Raw genomic sequence first — 22,905 nt, 5'->3', positions numbered from 1 at the left:
GTAACCATCGGGCTGACTCTTTTTTTATATCAAATCTATCCAGAACCGGTTAACAACGTTACCGTCTTCTTCTATATGATCGTCGTCCCGGATTCCCCCGTTTCTGAGAATCGTTTTCTTGGATCCGACGTTGGTATCATCACAAACTACCAGGGCCCGGTCAATTCCCAGTTCTTTTGCCTTTTCCAATGATAAAGCAAGCAATTTAACCGCAAAGCCTTTCCGGCGTTCACTGGGTCGTATTCCATAACCGATGTGGCCGCCTTCATATAACAACTTTTCTGTCAAAGCATGGCGGATATTGGCAACACCAATAACCTTTTTCCTTTTATCCACAAGCCAATAGGTGGAATCGGGCACCCATCCATCTGGCAGGTTTTCCCCTCTAGCTTGTTCATGCAATGAATCGACCATCTGGGAAAAATCAGTTGGATCTTTAGCGATAACCCATGGGATCATTTCTTCTCCACTGGCCTTCCACTTCTGATAGAATTCTTTATATGAATTTCCAACTCTGCAACCGGTGCAGAAAGATATATTTCTTCCTCCATCCAATGCTCCCCCTTTATCTATAAAGTTCCATCATTCTATCATACATTCAGCAAACTTAATACGATTATTGTGCTGATTGATTAAAGTCAATATCAAGCTGTGGTATGTTAGTATCAATAAATCGAAGGAAGGTGCAGCCATTGGATTTCAAAGATAAAGTTGTCATCGTCACAGGCGGAGGTCATGGAATCGGAGAAGCTGTTGCAAAAGCATTCGCCAGTGCAAGTGCTAAAGTAATCATAGCCGACATGGACAGAGAAGCCGCTGATAAAGTAGTCAAGGAGATAAAGAAAAGTGCCGGAGAGGCAACTTCTGTAGAGACGGATATCCGTTTTCCGGATCAGATAACCACCTTGGTGAACTCTGCCATCGACACTTACGGCAAAATCGATATCTTGATTAACAATGCAGGGGTCTCCAGATTCAAACCTGTTTTCGACTTAACAGTGGAAGAATGGGATGATGTCATCAACACAAATTTGCGAGGTACCTTTTTGTGCGCCCGGGAAGCTGCAAAGAGGATGAGGGAAAATCCAAACGGCGGATCGATCGTCAATATAGCGTCGACCCGGGCATTCATGTCAGAAAAGGATTCAGAAGCATATGCAGCGACAAAGGGCGGAATCTCTGCACTTACCCACGCTCTTTCTATGTCGTTAAGTGATGATCGAATTACGGTCAACGCTATCAGTCCAGGTTGGATTGACACAGGTGATTATCAGAAGCTTCGTGAAATTGACCATGAACAGCACCCATCCAAACGGGTCGGCAAGCCGGATGATATTGCTCGTACTTGTTTATTTTTAACCAATCCGGAAAATGATTTTATAACTGGGGAGAATATTATCGTGGACGGCGGAATGACGAGAAAGATGATTTATGAACATTAAAAAAGCCTCTCCCCCTGTACCGAGGAAAGGCTCTAAAGCAATAGGTTGATGCTCATCGGCTAAACTCCTTTGCAATTAAAATTTGTACAGGTTATCTAGGTCGGCGAGCATCAATGATTTGTTGGATTTCATATTCGTTTAACATGTAGATCCCTCCTTTGTCTTTCATGTCTTCATTATAGACGGAGGAGGTTTCTTTCATAACAGCTGACGGAATGAAATTCGCTCAGCCTTTAGTCTGAGTAATACTAAGACCGATAAAATGAAGGGGGATAATTGATGCTGGTTGTGATTATAGCCGATACCCACATGCCGAGACGGGCTAAAAAACTTCCGGAAAAACTGAAAGAAGATTTAAGGACGGCAGATTTGATCCTGCATGCGGGCGACTGGCAGACCTTGGATGTTCTGGAAGAATTGAAATCCTTCGCCCCTGTCGACGGGGTGGCCGGAAATGTAGATAACGAAGAAATTACCAACAAGTTCGGAAAAAAGAAGATTTTCGATTTGGATGGAACGCTTGTCGGACTTACACATGGGGATGGAAAAGGGAAGACAACAGAGAAGCGGGCAATCGAACAATTCGCCGGAGACGAAATAGATATATTGATATACGGGCATTCCCACATTCCGGTAAAAAAAGAAATGGACAATTTCATCCTTTTCAACCCGGGGTCTCCTACAGACAAGAGAAGGCAAGATCAATATTCTTATGGGTTGCTGAAAACGGGAAACAACCCTACATTAGAGCATGTATTTTTCCAAGACAAATCATGAGATGACAAAAAGCGATGCCGAATAGTCGGAATCGCTTTTTTATAAATAATAAATGAATAATTTCATTGGCAGGCGCCTAAAGGATTCCCATCGGGGTCAAAAAAAGTAAAGAACCTTGTTTCACCTTCTCCGCCTATAGGCATGACTGTGACATCATGCTTCTTCAAAAACTGATGAGCTTTATCAATATCTTCCGGAATAAAATTATAATACTTTCCAACCCCGAATTCATTCTCCGGAAAAACCATCGGGTGATGATTTGGTGTCCTGACAAGGGTGATTACCGTCTGGGCTTTATCTGAAATCTTCATGGTGACAGCTTCTTCATCCACATAAAGCTGCTTAAACCCCAATATCCTTTCATACCATTCTGCAGACTTGCGCGGATTCCTTACCGGAATGAAAGCTCCTTCCATCCCTTTTAAGAGTGGTGCTGTCATAATATTCGTCATACCTCCATCCAGGATAAGATTATATAGTCTATTTCGATAAAAAGAACAAAATATCCTGCTGCCCAGGGCCCATTTCAACAGAAACATTTCGACACAAACCGCTTTCTGAAGGGATTTTTTGTCGGAATTCCCCAGCAGATAAACGCATAAAATTCAATTGATTATGCACATTAACAACGAACAGGCTTTTTTAAACCGGAGGAATATCTGATGAAATTACAATTGATAGAGGTTTACCTGCCAAAAGATAAAATAGAAGAATTCCATGAGAGCCTCCTCGACCTTCCAACGGTAACCCACTGGCATTCTGATGAATCGGAACAATATTCGCTGCTGAGAATTCTGGTGGAAGCAAAAGATTCGGAAGCACTCCTGAATTTTCTTGAAATGAAGGCAAAATATAACGAGCATTTTAAAGCACTTCTGTTTAACTTACAAACATATATCCCCCATATTTCCAAAGAGGACGAGGAAAAAGATGAAACAAAGGAAGAAGAGGAACCTAAGAAAGCAGAATTAGTACGAGCAAGCCGCCAGGAATTATACAATGTCGTCCATACATCAAGCCAAATTTCCAGAAGTTTTACCTGGTTTCTGTTCTTATCTTCCATTGTCGCCACAGCAGGAATTATAAAAAACAGTCCCGCAATCGTTATCGGGGCTATGGTGATTGCTCCCTTGATCGGCCCGGTCACATCGACTGCTTTTGCTTCCGTTCTGGGGGACTTTAAACTCATGCGGCAATCGGTGATCACTTCTTTGTATGGCCTTTCTATTCCTTTATTAATTGCGGCAGCCTTCGGTTTCTTTTTCCCCCTCCCTTTAAGCAGCCAGGAATTTTTGTCCAGGACGGATATACAAATAATCGATATTGCCGTTGCTCTTGCAGCCGGGGCAGCAGGAGCCATCTCTTTCGTCAAAAGAGCTTCCGAAGCACTAGTGGGTGTGATGGTTTCCGTTGCACTTTTGCCGCCCGCCGTCGTTCTAGGAATGATAGCCGGTTCCTTCGAATGGGAGAATACAGTTACACCGCTGCTTTTGCTGTTAGTGAACGTCAATTCGATCATTCTTTCAGCGATATTAGTCTTCTGGTTCAGCGGTATAAAGCCGATAAACTGGCGGGAAATCCAAGCAGCCAATACGTCAAGAAAATACTCCTTGATTTTTGTTAGCATTGTCATTCTCGTCCTATTCATCGTCATTTATTTCATTCGCTTTTAGGTAAAAAAAGGGACCTATCTTTTATGATAGGTCTCTTTCGTTTATACACATTGAAAAGATTCAATCCTGTTCAAGTCAATCCCGAAATAAACCCAATTGAACCCGGTCCAACGATATCCGGCTATTGATTGCCTGCCGACAAATGTCGGATAAAACCAGAAAGACTGGAAACGGCTTAGCCAAACATACGTAAAGCGGAATAAACACCCTCTAATGCCGCCTGGATCTACTGCAAAGGTTTGCAGTTGTTGTTGTGGTACGTAAGAAGGTGGCGGACTTGTCGGCGGGCCAGTTGGAGCTCCTCCTCCGGGCTGCCCTGGCGGAGGGCCGGCAGGAGGTCCGGGGAACCCGGGTATGCCTGGAACTCCAGGTATGCCCGGTTGTGTCCCCGCCTGTCCCCTATATTGTCCAAACGCATGAAAATACGGTGATTGAAAATAATAATCTTCCAAAATATCTCCCCCTTTACTTCTTCCCTATCACTATATGTCAATCGTCCCAAGTAGTAACTTGTCTGATGGAAGTCTGGTTTAATCCCTTTTTCATGAAGGGGGCTTTCTTGGCATAAACTGTTATATGTGTCTTTAATTGGGGGATCCGTCTATGTTTTTTCTAAAAAAAGCCGTCATTATACTTCTTGGCAGCCTGCTGTTATCGATCGGGATTAATCTTTTTTTAGTACCATACGAAGTACTTGACGGAGGGATAATTGGCATTGGTCTGATTTCAAGCTACATATGGGGGTTTCAGGCCGGCCTTGTTATTATCTTCGTCAGCATTCCTATCTTTCTAATTGCCTGGTATCATTACCGTAACTATTTTTACAACAGCCTGCACGGTATGCTTGTTTCTTCCTTTTTTATCGATTTGCTGAAACCCCTGGCCCATCTCCTCGAATTACCGGAAATATTCAGTGCAGTGACAGGCGGCACGCTGATAGGGATCGGAATCGGAATAATGCTCAGATATCGGACAAGCACCGGTGGGACAGACCTTCTGGCACAATTCATTTCAGAAAAGACTGGATGGAATGTCGGTTTGTTGATATTTTCCATTGATGCTATTATTATAATTTCAGGTGGTATATTTATATCGACCGAAACCATATTCTTGTCTGTCATTGCAATTTTATTTGTCGGTATTGCCACCAGCTGTATCACGAGGAAAGTCAAGCCAGTAACTTAACCGGCAAATCATGCTGTAGGAGACAAAACATTAGGGGGATAAAATTGGACAGCAGACTAGCCTATATATATATAATTTCAGGGGCTTCTTTATGGGGAATTATCGGAATATTCGCAACATACCTTTACCAGTTTGGCTTCACTCCGATTCAGGTGGTTGCCATCCGGACAACCACAGCAGCGCTTGCTTTGTTCCTTTACCTGCTCGCTACCAATCCAGCATTATTAAGGATAAAAGCCGCTGACAGCAAATATTTTGTCGGGACAGGAATTATCAGTATTGTATTTTTTAATTGGTGTATGTTCAGTACCATTCAGGAAACATCCGTCTCGATTGCGGCGATATTATTATATACGGCCCCGGCATTTGTAACGATCCTTTCAAGGATAATTTTCAAGGAAAAACTGACAGCAAGGAAGCTTGCGGCCCTGGCGATCACGTTTGCCGGCTGTACATTGGTTGTCGGCATATTTCCGGACCCAAATGGCTCCATTTCTTTTTATGGACTGCTATTAGGAATAGGCTCTGGATTGTTCTATGGTCTTTACAGTATATTTGGCAAATTTGCCCTTCAGAAATATCACTCGATGACAGTTATCGTATATACCTTCCTGTTCGCAGCTGTCGCCATTGTTCCGTTCAGCGGGTTATGGCATGCAGGTATATCTTTTGCCAATAGTCAAATTTGGTTCCACATTTCCGGTTTGGGGTTGATGTCCACAGTTTTTGCCTTTGCCTTATACACAAGGGGACTGCAAGCAATGGAGTCAAGTAAAGCGTCCATTTTAGCCACAGTGGAACCAGTGACAGCAACCATTTTAAGTTTCATTGTTTTCAAGGAATTGTTGAGTATCTGGCAGTATATTGGAATCATAATGGTAGTGACGGCCGTGATTCTTGTCCAAAGGCCGGCAAGGTCCCGTAGACATCAACTAACTTGATACGGTAAGTCAATGGTGAAAGTGGTGCCTTCATTAAGCTTGCTCTCGACAGAAATGGAACCATGATGACTTTTGATAATATTATAAGTGACAGTCAGACCCAGGCCGGTTCCATTTTGTTTCGTAGTAAAAAAAGATGAACCGATTTCTTTGAGCTTATCTTCAGGTATCCCGCATCCCGTATCAGCTATTTCTATGCAAAGTTTGTTGTTTGCCGAATTTTTCCGCAAGTAGATGTTGATTTCCCCTTCTGCCGGAGTTGCTTCGATGGCATTTTTTATAAAATTGATAAAAGCTTGTTTCAACTGCATCTCATCACACAAGATTTCGATATGGTCTTCCTCGTGGTGAAAGTTCAACATAACACCCTTTTTAAATGCTGTGTTATTCATTAAAAAAATGACATCCTTGATGACTTTGACAATATTTTTGGGATTTAAAATTTGGGGGCGGGGTTTGGAGAATAACAACAAATCATTTGCGATGGATTCGATTCGTTTCACTTCATCTGCCATCACCGACAAATATTCTTTCCCCCTAGGTGTTGTTTCGATATTCATGATTTCGATAAACCCATTAAGAATGGTAAGAGGATTCCGTATCTCATGGATAATGCTTGCAGCCAATTCCCCCATCACAGACATTTTCTCTGTCTGCATGATCAGCTCCTGCATTTTCTTTTTTTCGGTAATGTCCGTGACAATTACTTGGGCAAGTACTTCATCACCGAAATAAAACGGCCCGACATATGTCTCCACATCTACGATTTCTCCCGTTATATCGATAATTTTATATTCGACAGGATCAAGCATTGTTTCCTCTTCGAAAACTTTGTTCAGTCTCCAACTGCTTAAAGAAGTATAGTCTGGGTGAAGAAATGTATCGATACTTTGATATAAAATTTGTTCCGGATCTTCTGCTTTCAAGAGACGAAGACATGCATTATTGGCGTAGACAATTTCATTTCCTCTAAGGATGAATTTTGCAGTAATTGAATGTTGCAGCAATTGATGGAAGTCTATCTTCTTGCCGTTTATTTCTGTAATCAAAAAACTTCCTCCTCGAAAAAACAAATATAGTAATAAAGTACAATATTTCCCTGCATAAATCCAGTTTTCCTGCCGTTTTAATCCACCATATTACAAAAAAAAGCGGGGATATTTCCCAGCTTTTTTCTATTCAGGAGCAATCACTGACAATGCTTGATTCAAACTGCTGAATGTCCTTATATTTTTCATATCGATTCCCAATTGAACGGCCGTTTGAGCTACCTCAGGTCTAATGCCGGAAAGTGTAGATGTGATGCCGAGCAGTTCCAATATCTGTATCAGCTGGAAAACCTGATGAGTTACCATAGTATCGATGACAGGCATTCCCGATAGGTCGATAAATAGATGTTCTACCCCTGCATCGACACACTTTTTCGGGATGGATTCAAAAATCCGGTCCGTCCGGTTGATATCAAACTGGCCAGTTAGCGGCACGATTGCAAAAGCATCGGAAATTGGTATAACAGGAGTACTTAATTCATTGATTAGTTCCTGCTGGGTAAACAGACGATCCTTTGTGATACGATAGTACACTTCCGAAAAGCTCGTAATCAACTCATTAAAAGCACCGTTAATTAGAGAGTTCCACCTCATGACATCCATTTTGGACAAAAACGATTCATTTTCCTCTATATAAACGGTCACGAAATCCATGATGGTTTCTTGAACTTTGTTGACTGCTTCGATCACCTCGAAGATCGGCGTATCAGAATCCACCCTGCTTTCAGCAACCGTTTTTGCCCAACTATCAACGTTTTCCCTAAGGTGTTCTTTATCAGGCAGCAGGGAACTTACAATCGTTTTGATGGTAAAACTGTTTTGTTCACGAAGCATATTCTCAATTTCCTGCTCTATATCGGCAGAGTAAATCGAGCCCTCGATTTTTTCCCTCTTACTCAACCATTTATCGGTAATATCCTTGGCATTTTCGGTTAAAAAATCATATAGTGCTTTATCTTTTTCATTCATCGTTTATATGTCCTCCATATTAAAACCAGTATTGTCAGGAAAATGTGTAAGAAATAGCCGTGTAGTATAAGTGTATCATAACAAAGAAGAGCCGGATAGAAATTACCCATTGACTCCAAACACAAAAAACAGAGCAGGACAAGTCCTGCTCTATAGATATCTTTTTACTACTTTATTACCTTCATACCCGAACAAGGTGCGTTTCTCCTCGATTACCGTTTCCAGGTGGACATTCCTTCCCCATAATTGATAAATATACGGAAGCGTCCTTTCCAAATAAGAAAGGTCCAATTCCACTCCCTCATAGTGATGCTTGATATAAAGTTCGCCATTGTTAAGGTAATCGCCGTTTTGAACCGTCAAATAAGGGAATCCTCCATTGACTCTCATCGTGATAAGTTGATCCCTGACAATTTCCCAGTCTTTATCCGTGATTTTGTATTCGCTTCCCTGCTTCTGAAATAAATAAAGATCTTCACGGTCGACTAAGTCTTTGGTTAAATAATTGCGAATAAATGATATATCCGATTCTATCTCCCTCACTTCAAACATCTTTTCTCTTCCTTTGCCGGGTTCGGCACCCCACCTTTTCATTTCCTTTGTCGGATTGTCAAAACGCTCCTCAATATCTTCAAACATTTTCACTCCAAGATAATAGGGGTTGATCTGTGTCCTCGATGGTTGTACAACACCCGCATTAAGTTTGGCAAATTCTATTGATTCGTCTGTTGTAAGATCCATTTCTCTCAAGATGCGCTGATGCCAGTAAGAGGCCCAGCCTTCGTTCATGATTTTGGTTTCCAGCTGCGGCCAGAAATACAACATTTCTTCCCTCATCATCGTCAAAATATCCCGCTGCCAGTCTTCTAAATTCCGGCTGAACTCTTCGATAAACAATAAAATATCCTTCTCGGGCCTTGGCGGGAGTGCTTTCTTCTTCTTAACTGGCTTTTTGCTTATGTCCTTGTCGTCTAATTTCCATAAATCATCATAGGGACTCGCCTTCGCCGGTCTATCTTCTTCAGTCTCTTCCCCATCCTTCTGCCAATCGAGCTGCGGTTTTATCAAGGTCGGATCAATATGTTCTTGAATAGCTAATACTGCATCAAGGAAGGACTCTACTTCTTCGATTCCATGTACCTTTTCATATGCAGCAATCCGCTCTGCAGTTGCTGACATGCTCTCCACCATATCCCTGTTCGTATTTTGAAAACGGACATTGTTCTTAAAAAAATCGCAATGGGCAAGCACATGGGCCACTATCAATTTATTTTGAATCAAACTATTGGAATTAAGTAAAAATGCATAGCAAGGGTTGGAGTTTATGACTAATTCGTAAATCTTGCTCAATCCCAAATCATACTGCAGTTTCATTTTGTGAAATTGCTTTCCAAAACTCCAATGAGAGAATCGAGTCGGCATACCATATGCTCCGAATGTGTAAATTATTTCAGCAGGACATATCTCATAACGCATCGGGTAAAAATCCAATCCAAAACCTTCGGCAATTTCGGTAATCTCTGCAATCGCCCTTTTCAGCTGGTTTTGATCTGCTTGTTTCAAAAACGATCTCTCCTTTAATTGTAGTTATATCAATATATGTACAACACCATGCAATGATGAAGAGATTTATGATATCCGCGCTTCAAAAAAACACTCCCATTATGCGGGAGTGTTTGGATCTATACACCTGGAGTAGGAGTCGGGGCAGGATAATCCTGCTGATATGTTTCATCTATGGTGGCACGAATCTCGCCAATGTCTGTTCCCTTTTGGTATTCGTTAATAGAGTACACAGCAGTATCAATGCATACCTGACAGTTAATGCCATGACTGTCCCATATTACTTCTCCGTTTTTATCATTATCAAATACAAAACAATCATAATTGTCTCTGTGACCGATCTTCTCGTCCCCGCAGCCGCAGTAACAAGGAATCTGCTCCAGCAGTTCTTTCTGTTGGGCAACTGCTAGATAGACGTTTCTCATATCCTGAGATGACTGATCTAAGAAGGAGGGCAATACTTCGATTCCTTCTGTCTGCTCATGGTTGGGAGCAAGCTTTTCCTGCTTCTGCGACTCTGTATTACTGCTGCATGCTGTTAATACGATAATTAGCACAATAAGCAGACTGAAATATATTCTTTTCATTGTAGTTTGCCTCCTGTTTCACTCTTTCCTCTATTATAGCGACCTTATATCCATCATATATTAGCTTCCTTCATGATTCAAAAATTTGTAACAACTATAAGAAAAGCAGAGTCAAAACGGACTCTGCTTCCAGTTATAGACGTGTTTCTTTTATATTCGCCCAGTAATAAACAAGTGTCTCCATACCCTTATAGAAATTCTCGATTGGGAAACTTTCATTAGGTGAATGAAGCCTGTCTTCAGGAGTGCCGAATCCAAGTAGTACTACCGGCATTTGAAAAATAGAATCTATCCACTCTACCACCGGGATGGATCCGCCTAACCTTGCGTAGACTGCCTGCTTTCCGAAAGCTTGTTCAAGCGCTTGTCCTGCTTGTTGGATAAGTGGGTGATCGGGATTTACTTTGTAAGCTTTGGCAGAAAGTGGTTCCCTTTTAATTTCGAGTCTCACTCCGTCGGGAACGTGTTTCTCCAAATGGTCGACAAGCAATTGCTGAATCTGGTCGGGTTCCTGTCCGGGCACCAGTCGGCAAGTCAATTTGGCAGTCGCCGATGAGGGAATAATGGTTTTCGTTCCTTCTCCCTGGTACCCTCCATATAATCCGTTGACTTCTAGAGTTGGCCTTGCCATCATGTGTTCTTTTGCTGTATAGCCTTTTTCCGATACCGTCTGATCTACTCCTGTTGTCTTTTTGTAGTCCTCACCGGGTACTTCTTCAATAAGCTTTCGTTCCCCCTCATCCAATGGGTCGATTCCTTCATAAAAACCTTCCACCTGCACTACTTCTTCCTCATTTTTCAAAGTGGCTAATAGATGGGCCATGGCCATGGCGGGATTACGTACGACTCCGCCGTAAATTCCGGAATGCAAGTCACTGGAAGGCCCGTGGACGGTAAATTCCAATCCTGTAAATCCTTTAAGTCCATACAGAATGGTCGGTTGGCCTGTATCCACCATTCCTGAGTCTGAGATTATGGCGAAATCAGCGGAGAACTGTTCCTTTTTCGCTTTTAGTACTTCATACAAGTGCTCGCTGCCGATTTCTTCTTCGCCTTCGATACAAACTTTTACGTTGACAGGAAGTTGTCCATGTACTTTCATATAGGCTTCAAACACGGCCAATTGCATGAAAACCTGGCCTTTATCATCGCTGGCTCCTCTTGCGTACAGCCTGCCTTCTCTTATCTCTGGCTTAAATGGCTCGCTTTCCCATAATTCGATTGGGTCTGCTGGCTGTACGTCATAATGGCCATAAAATAGTGCTGTAGGAGCGGAATCTGCTCCTGTCCATTCGCCATATACTAATGGATGGCCTTTGGTTTCTTCGATATTGACTTTGTCGAAGCCGATTTCTGTTAGGTAGTCTGCTACAAACCGCGCTGCCTCTTCTACATCCTGTTTATGTACACTGTCTGTGCTCACACTGGGTATTGATAAGAAACGATTTAACTTTTCCAGCAACTGTTCTCGATTTTCCTGTAGATACGCCAACACTTCTTCTGTCATGCCATCACTTCCTTTGTTCTGATTGGTATATATTTTATCACAACCAACCAAAATCCTTCACGGAACAAGTTAACTTGTTTAGACCATGGCTATAGAAAAATTCTATTGTATTTGTGCCGTTAAAACCATAAACTGCGACATAACTTTTTCTGGCTTCCTTCCATTCTTTTCGAATTGAGTGGTAGTCCAGCGCTGCGGAAAAATACTCCCTTTCCGGGGGCAGCACCTCAGCCTCCTCTTGAGCAAAAATGCACTGCACCCCTATTGTTGGACACATCATCTGACAATAGGAGGTACCTAAATGAGAAAGCTTTCCGTGTTGGAAAAACATTTTGCTGTGCAGCGTTATCTAAACGAAAGGATTAGCTACCGGGACCTAGCGAAAGAATTGGGGATTGATAACTCTTCCTTACGTTATTGGGTCAAATTATACGAATACCATGGAGATACTGCTTTTCTATTTCCCTATACAAACTACACGCCTGCCTTTAAACTGAAAGTAATTCAGTTTATCGAAGAGAAAAATTATTCAATTCGAGAGGCATCGGCGCTCTTCCATATTCCGGACTCTTCCATGGTCCGGAGGTGGAAGAAAAAGTGGGAGACTGGCGGATTCGATGCCCTTAAACCAACCGGAAAGGGGAATTCCCGTATGACTTCCCAAAAGAAAAATTCCAAGAATGACCAACCAGATAAGCACTCTGTAGAGGAAATGCAGAAAGAACTGGAATATTTGCGTATGGAGAATGCCTATTTAAAAAAGTTGAGAGCCTTAGTTCAAAACAAGGAAAAATCACCAAACAAGACAAAGCGAAAGTAGTCTATGAACTAAGGGGCGAATTCTCGGTGAAAGAACTTTTAAAGCTGGCAGATATCCCTCGCAGTACGTATTATTACTGGGTGAGCACATTTGACTGCCCTGACAAAGATGCCGAATTAAAAACGTTGATTCAGTCCATTTATCATGAACATAAAGGGCGTTATGGCTATCGCCGTATTCAAGATGAGTTAGAAAATAAAGGACATAAGGTGAACCACAAAAAAGTGCAGCGATTAATGAAAGAGTTAGGTTTGAAAAGCATCGTCCGCATGAAGAAGTACCGATCATACAAAGGCAAAGTTGGCAAAACCGCTCCAAATATCCTGGAACGGAACTTCCAAGCAGACAAACCAAATGAGAAATGGGTTACCGATATTACAGAATTTAAATTACTAGGAGAGAAACTTTACCTATCTCCCGTTCTGGATTTATTCAATGGCGAAATTATCACCTACACCATTGGTTCACGTCCAACTTACTCCCTAGTCTCAGAGATGTTAGAAAAATCTTTTGAACGCTTGAAGGATAGGGATGAACTATTGATCCACTCGGATCAAGGCTGGCATTACCAAATGAAACAGTACCGGGATGCTTTAAAGGAGCGAGGCATCACACAGAGTATGTCACGAAAAGGAAACTGTTATGACAACGCCGTTATCGAGAATTTCTTTGGCATTATGAAATCTGAATTTCTTTACTTAAATGAATTCGAAAGCATCGAGCAATTTAAAAAGGAACTGGAAGAATACATGGATTACTATAATCAAAAACGGATAAAGACCAAATTAAAAGGCAAGAGTCCGATCGAATATCGAACTCTATACCAACAAGCCGCTTAACCAAAATCTGTCCAACTTTTCGGGGTCACTTCATTTTTGCCAGCGAGGAGGCTGAAGCGTTCCCCGCGGAAAGCGAGTATTTTACCGCAGCGTTGAGTTAGCACACAACTAACATCAGAAGGAGTGAAAACTTCACAATGCAGAATTGTCTCTATGTCGCAGTTTCTCTCAACTTTGACATACTATAAAGGCCTGTAAAAGAAAAACAGGGCCTTTCGGGCCCTGTTTTGTTCTTTTATTCCATTGCCTGCTTAAGGTCTTCGATTAAGTCTTCGACGTCTTCCACTCCGACGGATACACGGATTAGGCCATCGGTTATTCCGAGTTCCTGTCTGCGTTCTCTTGGAATGGAGGCATGTGTCATTTTAGCCGGTACTGATATCAGGCTCTCAACTGCACCAAGGCTTTCAGCCAAGGTAAAGTATTTAACTTTGGACAGAACTTGATCGGCTTTTTCAGCACTCCCGACATCAAACGAAATCATTGCACCGAATCCGGATGCTTGCTTTTTGGCAATGTCGTGCCCTTTATGTTCAGGCAATCCCGGATAATAAATAGTGCTGACTTGATCATGTTTCTTTAGGAATTCTACAAGCTTTTGAGAATTCTTTTCAGCGGCTTCCATTCTTAATCCAAGCGTTTTGATTCCTCGCATTAGCAGCCAGGAATCCTGAGGCCCCAAAATTCCCCCGACGGAATTTTGAATATAATGCAAGTCCTCAGCCAGTTTATCGGTGTTGACTACGACGAGTCCTGATACAACGTCACTGTGTCCGCCGATGTACTTTGTTGCACTATGGACGACAATATCAGCTCCAAAGTCGATTGGCTGCTGCCAATATGGAGTAGCAAATGTGTTGTCTACGATCAACAATAAATCATTTGCTTTAGCAATCTCGGACATTTTCTTCAAATCGGTCACTTTCAACAACGGATTTGTCGGAGTCTCGATATAAAGTGCTTTTGTATTAGGTTTTATTGCTTCTTTTACCTTATCGGGATCACTTGTATCGATGAAAGAATGATCTAATTTAAACCGGTTCAAAACACCTGTCATCAAACGATAGGTTCCTCCGTATACATCATCCGTCATAATAATATGATCACCAGCGTCCAGCAGCATCATAACAGAAGTGATGGCAGCCATACCAGACCCGAAAGCAAAACCTGCTTTTCCATTTTCCAATTCCGCAATAGTTGTTTCCAAGGCATTACGTGTCGGGTTTCCTGTACGGGAATATTCATAGCCAGAATGCTTTCCGGCAGCTTCCTGTGCATAGGTGCTTACTTGGTATATAGGAACAGATACCGCACCCGTTTTCTCATCGCCTGTAATCCCGGCGTGAATCATTTTCGTTTTAGATCTCATCATACTCCTCCTCTGTAAATTTGCTTACTTAAATATCTTTCACTGCTATCAGGAAAAACCGTTACAATATTTGTTCCTGGTTTAGCCTTTTTCGCTTCCTGGAGTGCGGCAAAACAAGCCGCTCCAGAAGAACTGCCGACCAGCAATCCTTCTTTTTGGGCCAGTTCTTTCACATATGCAAATGCTTGGTCATCAGGGACTGTATGGATGGCGTCGAAGTAAGACCGATCCATATACTCTGGTAAAAACTCCATGCCGATGCCTTCCGTTTTATGTGGACCCGATTTGCCTCCTGCTATGACAGACCCTTCTGGTTCGACAATTACAGTCTTTATATTCCTGTCCTGTTCTTTCAAGAAACGTGCCGTGCCCATGAATGTTCCGCCGGTCCCTGCCCCTGCGATAAATACTCCAACATCTCCCTTTAAGTCCTTCCATATTTCCGGTCCAAGTGTCTTGTAATACGTCTCAGGATTTGCAGGATTGGAAAACTGGCGGGGTGAATAGCTGTCCGGGATCTCTTTTAGAAGCTGGTTGGCTTTCGTTATGGCACCACGCATTCCGTCTTTTGTCGGTGTATGGACAATCTTGGCACCGAGAGCCTTCATCAATTCTTGTTTCTCCATGCTGAATTGTTCAGGGACACAGAAGATGACCTTGACGTTTTTATCAAGTGCAGCCAAAGCGAGACCGATACCCGTATTCCCCGCAGTGGGTTCTATAATAGTGCCGCCTTCTTTTAGATGGCCGGAAGCAAGCGCTTCGTTGATCAATTCCTGTCCCAGGCGATCCTTCACACTTCCACCAGGGTTATAAAACTCCAGTTTCGCAAAAAAACGAACCCCCTCGGGAAGGGGGAACTTGGTCAGCTCTACTAACGGGGTATTACCGATCAACTCTTGGGTATTACGGTATAATGTCATGTCGATTCCTTCCCCTTTTTATTATTCAGCAAAAACTTGATGCCACTCGTCTTTTCTTTCTAACATTTCAGCAGCTATTTCTTTTGCCCCTTCCAAGCTATGGTTTGCAGCCCATCCGCATTGTACTTCATTACAAGCCGGTACTTCATCGGCTTCCAGTACATCATTCAACGTTTTTTCCAAAGCTTCGGCAATGTCCTCATAGCTGTCATTATTCAGTACAGCGAGATAAAAACCAGTTTGACAGCCCATCGGCCCTATATCCAGCACATTATCGATATGATTACGGATATTCTCAGCCATTAAATGTTCGATAGAATGCAGACCAGGCATATCCATGTGTTCCTTGTTCGGCTGTTTGAAACGGACATCATATTTGTACACCTTGTCACCGCTCTGCCCCGTTGTCACGCCAACTAGACGGATATAAGGCGCCTTTACTTTCGTATGGTCCAAATTAAAGCTTTCTACGTTCATTTTCTTAGCCATTATTTTTCCACTCCTTGTATAACAAATTAATAATTCATGTATCCATTACTATTTTTCCGCTACCATCAACCAAACAAATTCATTCATTTGTTGAAATTCCGCGTGGAAACCATGTTTCTTGAACAGTTGATGCAATACGTCGATCATTGGGTAATATTCTGTCGTTAAATCAAACAGAAGATCGTCAAATCCATTATCCTTTGCTGTCTGGTGGATTTGCTGCTTTTCCTGCTCATTCCTATATGCCGTGTCGGCAAAAACAATTTTTCCACCGGGTGATAAAAGCTCCTTGAATCCGGCAATTGCTTCATCTTTTTCTTCATCTGTCAAATGATGAAAAGCATAGGTGCTTACAATAGTCGAAATTGGAATTCCTGGTTTTGGGTAAGAAAGAAAGTCTCCATCCATTACTTCCAAATCAGGATATTTGGCAGTAGCAGCATTTCTCATTTCAGGTGAAGGTTCAATTCCTATTACTTTAAGACCGGAATCCAACAACTTCTTTGAAAGGTTTCCAGTACCTACTCCAAATTCCAATACATTCCCTTGAGAACGTTTTGCTACTTCTTCTAATATTGTATCATATTTATCAAATACGGCTTGATATTGAGGATCGTGCCCTGTAACACTTTCATCATAAGAAACAGCCCACTTATCAAATAAATCAACAAATTCCCGACCCATTCATCTCAACTCCCATTTTCAATTCATACTATTACACTATGTTTTATCGGGATTATTGACATAAATATATCATAAGGAAAAACGACTATCAATTTGTAATATTTATCAAAAAATATCAATAATATTTTATGCCTTCAGGGGCGGTGTTGGTGCTGGCTATGGTAAAATAAACCAATGTCTTGTTCCGAAAAAAAAAGCGAGAAATTACTCTCGCTTTTTCTTCTATCTATTCTGCGGAAAGATTCGTTCAATCATTTCTCCGAATTGTTCAAAGAACCCTTCGATCGGCTCACCGTTTCCTGCGTCTTCCACATAATTGTTAGTCAAATTGACGAAATCGGGATTTGTCGATACGTAAACATTTTCGATTTTTTCGTCCTCTTGCTTGATGACTTTTGAAACTTGTTGTTTTACCTCTTGACTGACTTCGCCGTTGTTGCCTCCATTATTGCCATTGTTTCCGTTGTTTCCATTGTTACCATTGTTTCCATTAGTACCTTTATTCAATTCGGCGGCTACATATGCGTTGTTATCCATTGTCAGTACATAGGCACGGTCAATATCGTCCACTTCTTTAGAAACTTTGTCCGCCAGTTTTTCTGCAACTTCATAATTGTCTTCATTGTTTTGATTTTGATTTTGATTATTCCCACCGTCATTGTTTGCATTGCCATCATTGGCCATATTACGGTTATCCAGCCAGTCGTCATCGTTTTGTCCCTGGTTATTTCTAGTCCCTGTTTGATTTCCGTTATCAGGGTAATCTGTTGTCGTATTGAACCTTGTCTGTTGAATACCGTCATTTGTCCCCTGACCTGTTTCATTATTATCATTTCCCTGACATGCAACAAGCATAAATGAGCCTAGCAAGGTAACTCCTGCAGCTTTCCAGTTCATAAATAATCTTCCTCCTTGTACTCGGTTTGAGGTTAGTATGCAACAAGGAAAATTCGATTATTCGCCGGTATTTTTTGCCAATTACCGGTAAGAAACTAAACCGTAATCTTTTGGTAATAACACCATAAACATGGACCGATTGAATTTCGGCTTAGGGAAACAATACTAATATCCCTTTCGGAAAGGGGCAAATAAAAAATGATTATCCCTGATTATGACAAAGCCTTGTATTTCACTTTATGGGGACAGTGGGACGACTTGCTTGTCCTAATGGTAAGAACCCAGGATGATATTTTGTCAAAGAAAATCGAATCTTTTCTTCACGCTTTTCATTACAATTCAAATGAACAAAAAGTAATTACTACCCATGAAGATTTACTCCACTATATTGACCATGCAATGGCACATACACCAGTGGTGACCATGCAGGTATAGATAACAAAAAAGAGGTTGGGACATAACAAAAGTGTTTAATTGAGATATGAACAAAGAACGAATTTAGCGGATGAAATATACGCAGACTCCTGCGGGACGAGTGGGATAGGTGAGATCCCGCAGCTGGAACAGCGAGGAAGCTCACCACCCGCCCCGCGGAAAGCGAAGTATATTTCAGAAGCGATTATACGCACCGCATTTGTATTGTTCGGATTCTTCACTAGTTAAAATACTTTTGTCCCAGCCTCAACAAAAAAGGGAAGTCATCAGACTTCCCTTTCTTTCATCAGTCTTTCATGAATTTCACTGCAAAAAGTGCTGCCTGTGTCCGATCATGGAGTTCTAATTTAGACAGAATGTTGGAAACATGTGTCTTCACTGTTTTCTCTGCAATAAAAAGACATGACGCTATCTCTTTATTGCTAAGCCCTTTACTTATTTCCTTTAATACCTCTCGCTCCCGTTTGGTCAATTCATTTAGCCGCCTTTTTTCCTCATCGGCAGGTGTAGAACTAATATGCTTCATTAAATGGGCGGTGGCTTTCGAATCGATCACTGTTTCCCCTTCATAAACCTTTCGAATTGATTCTGCAAGTTTCGACGGATCGATATCCTTTAACTGATAACCATTGGCTCCAGCCTGTATTGCAGGAATAACGGTTTCATAATCGGAAAAACTCGTCAACATCAATATCCTGGTATCCCGCTGCAACTGCCGGATTCTTTTTGTTGTCTCAATCCCATCCAATCCAGGCATTTGTATATCCAATAAAATGACGTCAACACTACTATCGGCTAAATAATCGATTACTTCCTGGCCACTTGATGCTTCGGCAACAATTTCAATACCTTCTACTGATTGAAAAAAGTACACCAGTCCCTTTCTGACAACTTGGTGATCATCTGCTATTAGTACCTTAATCGTCATTCCCCTTCACCTCTCATCGGTATCCAAACCTCCAATGTCGTCCCGGACCCAGGTTGACTGATAATCCGGAGGTCGCCTCCAAACATCCAGGCTCTTTCTTTCATTCCGCTCAATCCATAGGAGTGGAATCCGGCACATTTACTGACATCGAACCCTCTTCCCTTGTCTGCAATCGCCATCCTTACCTCTCGATCGTTCCGCTCCAGGAGGATGTCAGCATGTTTCACAGCCGCATGCTTGGCAATATTATGTAATCCTTCCTGCCCGATTCTCCACAAAATTTCTTCGATAGAGTAGGGAATGGAAGCAGTTCCCCTCGTCTTTGTAGTAATCTCCAGATCAAGGGTTTTTGCATAATCTTTCAAACCTGCGAGCAGGCCTTTGTCCATCCCTTCTGTTTTATGCTTTGATATCAATGAGCGCATTTCCTGCAATGCCTGTGTCGTAAGTTCATGGATATAGGTGATTTGTTCTTTCAGCGCAGGATCTGATGCCAAACTTATAGAAGCTTTAGACGTCAGTACAGCGGAGAAAAGAAGTTGACTCACTGAATCATGCAAATCTTGAGCTAAGCCTGCCCTCTCCTTGAGTTTAATGACTTCTTTCTCTTGATCAAATACTTTTAACTGTAAAAAGACAATGTCCAAATACTCCAGGACCAAACCAAAACTTTCTTTTTCCCACTTGGTAAAGGGATAGCTTCTGCTTAGCGCGATATATTGCCCTCCATCGAGGTTCCCTTCTAATATAAAGCCACGCAGTTCTCTTTCTGACAATACAAGTGACTCAAACACAATAACTTCCGGAAGCTTGTTAAGTAAACATTGGATAGCTTCCTGCCTGGATTTGGTTTGTTGGAGATGCTGGGTAAAAGTGTGAAGCTTAGAGAGGATGACAGCTCGTTGTTCTTCTTCCTCGAACTTCTCCATCCTTTCCAAAGCTGATCCTGCTTGAAACGCAATGGCCTCTAATAAATCAAGCTCTTCTTGTTTATATGACGATTGATTTGGGGCTGCTACATTTAGCAATCCGTACTGGCGTTTTGGCGTTCTTAGCGGAACCGTAGCATGATGGGTGATTTCTTCTGTATCCATTCTCCCCTCTTTCAAAGCTTTTTCTATTCGATGACAGCCAATAATGTTTGTAGCTTTGGTAAGTTTGCCTGCCTTGTATCTATTTATACAATAACAGTCCTGTCCGCACATGGGCTGTTTGTTATTCCGGTTCAATGCAGGTGGTAGTCGGTAATCAGAAGCAAGACTCATTTCTCCATTAGTTTCTGTAAATATCCACCCCGAACTGAAATGAGTGATCTCAATCAGCTTATGGAGTATATGGTTCAACATTTCCTGTCGATCTTGTGACTGGTTTAAATGCTCCGCAATCGTTTTGAGTGTATTCAGCCTCTTCCTCTCCTCCATATACGGCCACCTCCCTTTTTCATCCATTATAACAGCCTATGAGCTCAATGGAGTTAATAAAAAAGAGCCGTATCGGCTCTTTATGTTCTTGGATATTTATCTGCCAACGGGTGAAGATACATCTCATCGATAAGCATATGTTTAGGAGCTGAAGCCATATAAACACAGGCTTCAGCAATGTCTTCTACTTTAAGCCAATCTGCTTTTGATTCATCGCCTTGCATGCTGTCACCGAAATTGGTATCCACCTTTCCAGGGTTTATCGTGCTGACACGGATTCCATATTCTTGCAGTTCCTGTGCTGCAGACCCCATGAAGCCCTGGACTGCGTACTTGGTAGCTGTATATAAAGACCCTTTTTCCGGAAGTGCAAAACGGGCTGCATCAGAAGAGAGAGTGATAATGGTGCCGGATTTTTGCTTCTTCATAATCGGGGTGACAGCCTTCACACATAAGAAAACTCCTTGAACATTTACTTCAAATGTTTTTCCCCACTCTTCCACGGTTATGTCTTCGATATCTTTAAAAAGTCCTACACCGGCATTATTGACGAGTATGTCCACTGAACCGAACGCATTTTTTGTTGCTCCGATAACATGATCTACCTCATTTTCCTTGGTGACGTCTGCGCGGAAGGAATAGATATCCGTTATCCCTTCATCGACCAATTCCTGCTTTGTTCTATGCACCTCATCAGAACTTCCCATGATCGTGAGCTTTGCTCCTTGCTTTCCGAACTGCCGTGCTATTTCTTTTCCGATCCCCCGTGATGCTCCTGTTACGATAGCTACTTGGTCCTTCAGCATGTTGTATAAGTCATCCCTTCTTTTCCGGTTTTACTTCTGTTTGGATATTCTTATAATTAATTTCAAACAAATCTCTTCTCCGGTCACGCAGTTGTCTGACTGTCCCCGATTTGCGTTGTCTTCTCAAAATTTCCAAGTCAACATCCCCGACAACAACCGTTTCGATGTTCGGGTGGCATTCACCGATAATTCCATCCCGCGCAAACTCAAAATCGGACGGAGTAAAAATACCGGATTGCGCATATTGTATATCCATGTTTTCTACTTGTGTCAGGTTTCCTACAGTGCCAGCGATAACCGTGTACACTTGGTTTTCCACGGCTCTTGCTTGTGCACAATAGCGAACGCGAAGATAGCCTTGGCGGTCATCCGTACAAAATGGCACAAAGATAATATTCGCTCCCTGGTCGACCGCATAGCGGGTAAGTTCAGGAAATTGAATGTCATAACAGATTTGAATGGCAATTTTTCCACAGTCAGTGTCGAAGACTTTCACCGCATCTCCGGGCTGAATGCCCCACCATTTTCGTTCATTGGGCGTGACATGGATTTTGTATTGCTTTTCAATCGTGCCGTCACGCCGGAATAAGTATGCAATATTGTATATATGTTCGTCTTCCTCTACAAAGTGAGACCCGCCGACGATGTTCACATTATATTTTACAGCCAGATGTGTAAACAGCTCGATATAATCCTCAGTGTATTCGGATAGTTTACGCACTGCTTCGGAAGGGACTTTTTCTTCCAGGAAGGACATTAACTGGGTAGTGAAAATTTCCGGAAATACTGCAAAGTCCGAACCGAAATCATAAGCGACATCTACATAATATTCCACTTGTCGCGCAAATTCTTCAAATGACTCAATATTTTTCATCATGTATTGAATCACAGTAATTCTGACAGGATAAGCCGTTTTAAAATGACGTTTCGATTTTGCCCGGTAATCGATATTGTTCCATTCCATCAGTGTGGCATATTGTACAGACTGCTTGTCGTCAGGTAAATAGCCCGGATTGATTCTCATCACTGAAAAGCCGTTCATTATTTGGAATGTCAGTACTGGATCATAAATATTTTTGCTGCTTACTTCCTCCACGTACTCCCTTGGCGTTAGTTCCTTTGCATGCTTATGGTAGTTAGGAATGCGTCCCCCGATAATGATACTTTTCAAGTTTAGTTCGCGCGCCAATTCTTTACGGGCTTCATACAGTCTCTTACCGATTTTCATTCCCCTGAATTCCGGGTCCACCATCACTTCAATGCCATACAGATTGTAGCCTTCCGGGTCATGGTTGGTAATATACCCTTCATCTGTAATGTCATCCCATGTGTGTTTATCATCATATTCATCGAAGTTTACGATTAAACTGGAACAACTGCCGATGATTCTGCCATCGAATTCCACACAGAACTGGCCATCCGGAAAAATTTCTATATGGCTCAACAAATGTTCCCTTTTCCAGGGATCCATATCTGGAAAGCAATCCTGCTGTAATGCCAGTAATTGGTCGATATCCTTCTCTTCGATGTTTCTGACGATTAACTTTTTTTCAAACTGTGTAAGATCCAACTTGGACATATAAATCTGTTCCTTTCCGGCA

At 42.0% G+C, this 22,905-nt stretch carries 24 protein-coding genes; 7 read left to right on the top strand and 17 right to left on the bottom strand.

What is annotated here, in order from left to right:
- Nucleotides 1-24 precede the first annotated feature (24 nt).
- Nucleotides 25-537: a GNAT family N-acetyltransferase gene (locus CZ434_RS18465; protein WP_245831083.1), complete on the bottom strand. Its 513-nt coding sequence runs from the start codon at nt 535-537 to the stop codon at nt 25-27.
- A gap of 155 nt (nt 538-692) precedes the next feature.
- On the opposite strand from CZ434_RS18465, the gene CZ434_RS18460 reads away from it, so the two are divergent.
- Together CZ434_RS18460 and CZ434_RS18455 are read left to right on the top strand one after the other, a co-directional pair.
- A complete protein-coding gene (locus tag CZ434_RS18460) occupies nt 693-1,442 on the top strand; it encodes a glucose 1-dehydrogenase (protein ID WP_077624475.1) in 750 nt (249 codons plus the stop codon).
- 279 nt (nt 1,443-1,721) lie between these two features.
- Nucleotides 1,722-2,219, top strand: a complete 498-nt coding sequence (locus CZ434_RS18455) for a metallophosphoesterase family protein (RefSeq protein WP_077624474.1) — start codon at nt 1,722-1,724, stop codon at nt 2,217-2,219.
- Nucleotides 2,220-2,281: 62 nt separating this feature from the next.
- Here CZ434_RS18455 and CZ434_RS18450 read toward each other — a convergent pair whose 3' ends face one another.
- The gene (locus tag CZ434_RS18450) at nt 2,282-2,659 is read right to left on the bottom strand and encodes a VOC family protein (protein ID WP_077624473.1); all 378 of its coding nucleotides are present in this window, start codon (nt 2,657-2,659) and stop codon (nt 2,282-2,284) included.
- Between the two features lie 222 nt (nt 2,660-2,881).
- On the opposite strand from CZ434_RS18450, the gene CZ434_RS18445 reads away from it, so the two are divergent.
- Nucleotides 2,882-3,892 carry a TIGR00341 family protein gene (locus CZ434_RS18445; protein WP_077624472.1) on the top strand — a complete coding sequence of 337 codons (1,011 nt, stop codon included), beginning with the start codon at nt 2,882-2,884 and terminating at the stop codon, nt 3,890-3,892.
- A gap of 41 nt (nt 3,893-3,933) precedes the next feature.
- Here CZ434_RS18445 and CZ434_RS22310 read toward each other — a convergent pair whose 3' ends face one another.
- Entirely contained in the window at nt 3,934-4,344 is a 411-nt protein-coding gene (locus CZ434_RS22310) for a hypothetical protein (RefSeq protein ID WP_245831025.1), read from the bottom strand.
- Nucleotides 4,345-4,495: 151 nt separating this feature from the next.
- Between CZ434_RS22310 and CZ434_RS18435 the strand changes: the two genes are divergently transcribed.
- Nucleotides 4,496-5,077: a YitT family protein gene (locus CZ434_RS18435; protein WP_077624470.1), complete on the top strand. Its 582-nt coding sequence runs from the start codon at nt 4,496-4,498 to the stop codon at nt 5,075-5,077.
- A gap of 44 nt (nt 5,078-5,121) precedes the next feature.
- On the top strand, nt 5,122-6,018 hold the full coding sequence (locus CZ434_RS18430) for a DMT family transporter (RefSeq protein ID WP_077624469.1): 897 nt from the start codon (nt 5,122-5,124) through the stop codon (nt 6,016-6,018).
- Here the strand turns inward: CZ434_RS18430 and CZ434_RS18425 are convergent.
- The 5 genes from CZ434_RS18425 to CZ434_RS18405 form a co-directional block, all read right to left on the bottom strand.
- Nucleotides 6,006-7,067, bottom strand: coding sequence for an ATP-binding protein (locus CZ434_RS18425; RefSeq protein ID WP_143262144.1), 1,062 nt, complete (start codon nt 7,065-7,067; stop codon nt 6,006-6,008). The genes CZ434_RS18430 and CZ434_RS18425 overlap by 13 nt on opposite strands.
- Nucleotides 7,068-7,193: 126 nt before the next feature.
- Complete coding sequence (locus CZ434_RS18420; RefSeq protein ID WP_077624467.1) at nt 7,194-8,036, bottom strand: STAS domain-containing protein; 843 nt, start codon at nt 8,034-8,036, stop codon at nt 7,194-7,196.
- Between the two features lie 150 nt (nt 8,037-8,186).
- Entirely contained in the window at nt 8,187-9,599 is a 1,413-nt protein-coding gene (locus CZ434_RS18415; RefSeq protein WP_077624466.1) for a SpoVR family protein, read from the bottom strand.
- A 119-nt stretch (nt 9,600-9,718) separates the two neighbouring features.
- Entirely contained in the window at nt 9,719-10,186 is a 468-nt protein-coding gene (locus tag CZ434_RS18410; protein WP_077624465.1) for a PCYCGC motif-containing (lipo)protein, read from the bottom strand.
- 133 nt (nt 10,187-10,319) lie between these two features.
- The gene (locus CZ434_RS18405; RefSeq protein ID WP_077624464.1) at nt 10,320-11,693 is read right to left on the bottom strand and encodes a dipeptidase; all 1,374 of its coding nucleotides are present in this window, start codon (nt 11,691-11,693) and stop codon (nt 10,320-10,322) included.
- Nucleotides 11,694-11,994: 301 nt separating this feature from the next.
- Between CZ434_RS18405 and CZ434_RS21675 the strand changes: the two genes are divergently transcribed.
- Nucleotides 11,995-13,352 (top strand): IS3 family transposase gene (locus tag CZ434_RS21675; RefSeq protein ID WP_095742934.1). Its coding sequence is split into 2 segments (ribosomal slippage): nt 11,995-12,463 and nt 12,463-13,352, totalling 1,359 coding nucleotides; the frame shifts between segments, so codons are not numbered across the junction.
- A 235-nt stretch (nt 13,353-13,587) separates the two neighbouring features.
- Here CZ434_RS21675 and CZ434_RS18385 read toward each other — a convergent pair.
- The 5 genes from CZ434_RS18385 to CZ434_RS18365 form a co-directional block, all read right to left on the bottom strand.
- Complete coding sequence (locus tag CZ434_RS18385; protein ID WP_077624461.1) at nt 13,588-14,721, bottom strand: bifunctional cystathionine gamma-lyase/homocysteine desulfhydrase; 1,134 nt, start codon at nt 14,719-14,721, stop codon at nt 13,588-13,590.
- On the bottom strand, nt 14,721-15,644 hold the full coding sequence (gene cysK, locus CZ434_RS18380) for a cysteine synthase A (protein WP_077624460.1): 924 nt from the start codon (nt 15,642-15,644) through the stop codon (nt 14,721-14,723). The genes CZ434_RS18385 and cysK overlap by 1 nt, the downstream gene beginning before the upstream one ends.
- A 21-nt stretch (nt 15,645-15,665) precedes the next feature.
- Nucleotides 15,666-16,133: an S-ribosylhomocysteine lyase gene (locus tag CZ434_RS18375; protein ID WP_077624459.1), complete on the bottom strand. Its 468-nt coding sequence runs from the start codon at nt 16,131-16,133 to the stop codon at nt 15,666-15,668.
- A 48-nt stretch (nt 16,134-16,181) separates the two neighbouring features.
- Nucleotides 16,182-16,817: a class I SAM-dependent DNA methyltransferase gene (locus tag CZ434_RS18370; protein WP_077624458.1), complete on the bottom strand. Its 636-nt coding sequence runs from the start codon at nt 16,815-16,817 to the stop codon at nt 16,182-16,184.
- A gap of 222 nt (nt 16,818-17,039) precedes the next feature.
- The gene (locus CZ434_RS18365) at nt 17,040-17,714 is read right to left on the bottom strand and encodes a YhcN/YlaJ family sporulation lipoprotein (protein ID WP_077624457.1); all 675 of its coding nucleotides are present in this window, start codon (nt 17,712-17,714) and stop codon (nt 17,040-17,042) included.
- 198 nt (nt 17,715-17,912) lie between these two features.
- On the opposite strand from CZ434_RS18365, the gene CZ434_RS18360 reads away from it, so the two are divergent.
- Nucleotides 17,913-18,149: a YhdB family protein gene (locus CZ434_RS18360; protein WP_077624456.1), complete on the top strand. Its 237-nt coding sequence runs from the start codon at nt 17,913-17,915 to the stop codon at nt 18,147-18,149.
- Between the two features lie 286 nt (nt 18,150-18,435).
- Here CZ434_RS18360 and CZ434_RS18355 read toward each other — a convergent pair whose 3' ends face one another.
- The 4 genes from CZ434_RS18355 to CZ434_RS18340 all read right to left on the bottom strand — a co-directional run bounded on the left by CZ434_RS18355 (nt 18,436) and on the right by CZ434_RS18340 (nt 22,883).
- Complete coding sequence (locus tag CZ434_RS18355) at nt 18,436-19,077, bottom strand: response regulator (RefSeq protein ID WP_077624455.1); 642 nt, start codon at nt 19,075-19,077, stop codon at nt 18,436-18,438.
- Nucleotides 19,074-20,498, bottom strand: coding sequence for a GAF domain-containing sensor histidine kinase (locus tag CZ434_RS18350; RefSeq protein ID WP_179107315.1), 1,425 nt, complete (start codon nt 20,496-20,498; stop codon nt 19,074-19,076). The genes CZ434_RS18355 and CZ434_RS18350 overlap by 4 nt, the downstream gene beginning before the upstream one ends.
- An 80-nt stretch (nt 20,499-20,578) precedes the next feature.
- A complete protein-coding gene (locus tag CZ434_RS18345) occupies nt 20,579-21,304 on the bottom strand; it encodes an SDR family oxidoreductase (protein WP_077624453.1) in 726 nt (241 codons plus the stop codon).
- Nucleotides 21,305-21,314: 10 nt separating this feature from the next.
- Entirely contained in the window at nt 21,315-22,883 is a 1,569-nt protein-coding gene (locus tag CZ434_RS18340) for a bifunctional GNAT family N-acetyltransferase/carbon-nitrogen hydrolase family protein (RefSeq protein ID WP_077624452.1), read from the bottom strand.
- Nucleotides 22,884-22,905: the final 22 nt, after the last annotated feature.

It is taken from the genome of Sediminibacillus massiliensis, from assembly GCF_900156915.1.
In the GTDB taxonomy this organism is placed as follows: domain Bacteria; phylum Bacillota; class Bacilli; order Bacillales; family Amphibacillaceae; genus Sediminibacillus_A; species Sediminibacillus_A massiliensis.
This window is presented reverse-complemented; position numbering and strand designations above follow the sequence as displayed.

Excerpts from the sequence above, each read along its gene's own strand:
- cysK (WP_077624460.1), bottom strand. The coding sequence starts at position 15,644 with ATGACATTATACCGTAATACCCAAGAGTTGATCGGTAATACCCCGTTA.
- CZ434_RS18450 (WP_077624473.1), bottom strand. The coding sequence starts at position 2,659 with ATGACAGCACCACTCTTAAAAGGGATGGAAGGAGCTTTCATTCCGGTA.
- CZ434_RS18345 (WP_077624453.1), bottom strand. The coding sequence starts at position 21,304 with ATGCTGAAGGACCAAGTAGCTATCGTAACAGGAGCATCACGGGGGATC.
- CZ434_RS18455 (WP_077624474.1), top strand. The coding sequence starts at position 1,722 with ATGCTGGTTGTGATTATAGCCGATACCCACATGCCGAGACGGGCTAAA.
- CZ434_RS18375 (WP_077624459.1), bottom strand. The coding sequence starts at position 16,133 with ATGGCTAAGAAAATGAACGTAGAAAGCTTTAATTTGGACCATACGAAA.
- CZ434_RS18350 (WP_179107315.1), bottom strand. The coding sequence starts at position 20,498 with ATGGAGGAGAGGAAGAGGCTGAATACACTCAAAACGATTGCGGAGCAT.
- CZ434_RS18410 (WP_077624465.1), bottom strand. The coding sequence starts at position 10,186 with ATGAAAAGAATATATTTCAGTCTGCTTATTGTGCTAATTATCGTATTA.
- CZ434_RS18405 (WP_077624464.1), bottom strand. The coding sequence starts at position 11,693 with ATGACAGAAGAAGTGTTGGCGTATCTACAGGAAAATCGAGAACAGTTG.
- CZ434_RS18355 (WP_077624455.1), bottom strand. The coding sequence starts at position 19,077 with ATGACGATTAAGGTACTAATAGCAGATGATCACCAAGTTGTCAGAAAG.
- CZ434_RS18370 (WP_077624458.1), bottom strand. The coding sequence starts at position 16,817 with ATGGGTCGGGAATTTGTTGATTTATTTGATAAGTGGGCTGTTTCTTAT.
- CZ434_RS18385 (WP_077624461.1), bottom strand. The coding sequence starts at position 14,721 with ATGAGATCTAAAACGAAAATGATTCACGCCGGGATTACAGGCGATGAG.
- CZ434_RS18420 (WP_077624467.1), bottom strand. The coding sequence starts at position 8,036 with ATGAATGAAAAAGATAAAGCACTATATGATTTTTTAACCGAAAATGCC.
- CZ434_RS18365 (WP_077624457.1), bottom strand. The coding sequence starts at position 17,714 with ATGAACTGGAAAGCTGCAGGAGTTACCTTGCTAGGCTCATTTATGCTT.
- CZ434_RS18435 (WP_077624470.1), top strand. The coding sequence starts at position 4,496 with ATGTTTTTTCTAAAAAAAGCCGTCATTATACTTCTTGGCAGCCTGCTG.
- CZ434_RS18360 (WP_077624456.1), top strand. The coding sequence starts at position 17,913 with ATGATTATCCCTGATTATGACAAAGCCTTGTATTTCACTTTATGGGGA.
- CZ434_RS18340 (WP_077624452.1), bottom strand. The coding sequence starts at position 22,883 with ATGTCCAAGTTGGATCTTACACAGTTTGAAAAAAAGTTAATCGTCAGA.
- CZ434_RS18445 (WP_077624472.1), top strand. The coding sequence starts at position 2,882 with ATGAAATTACAATTGATAGAGGTTTACCTGCCAAAAGATAAAATAGAA.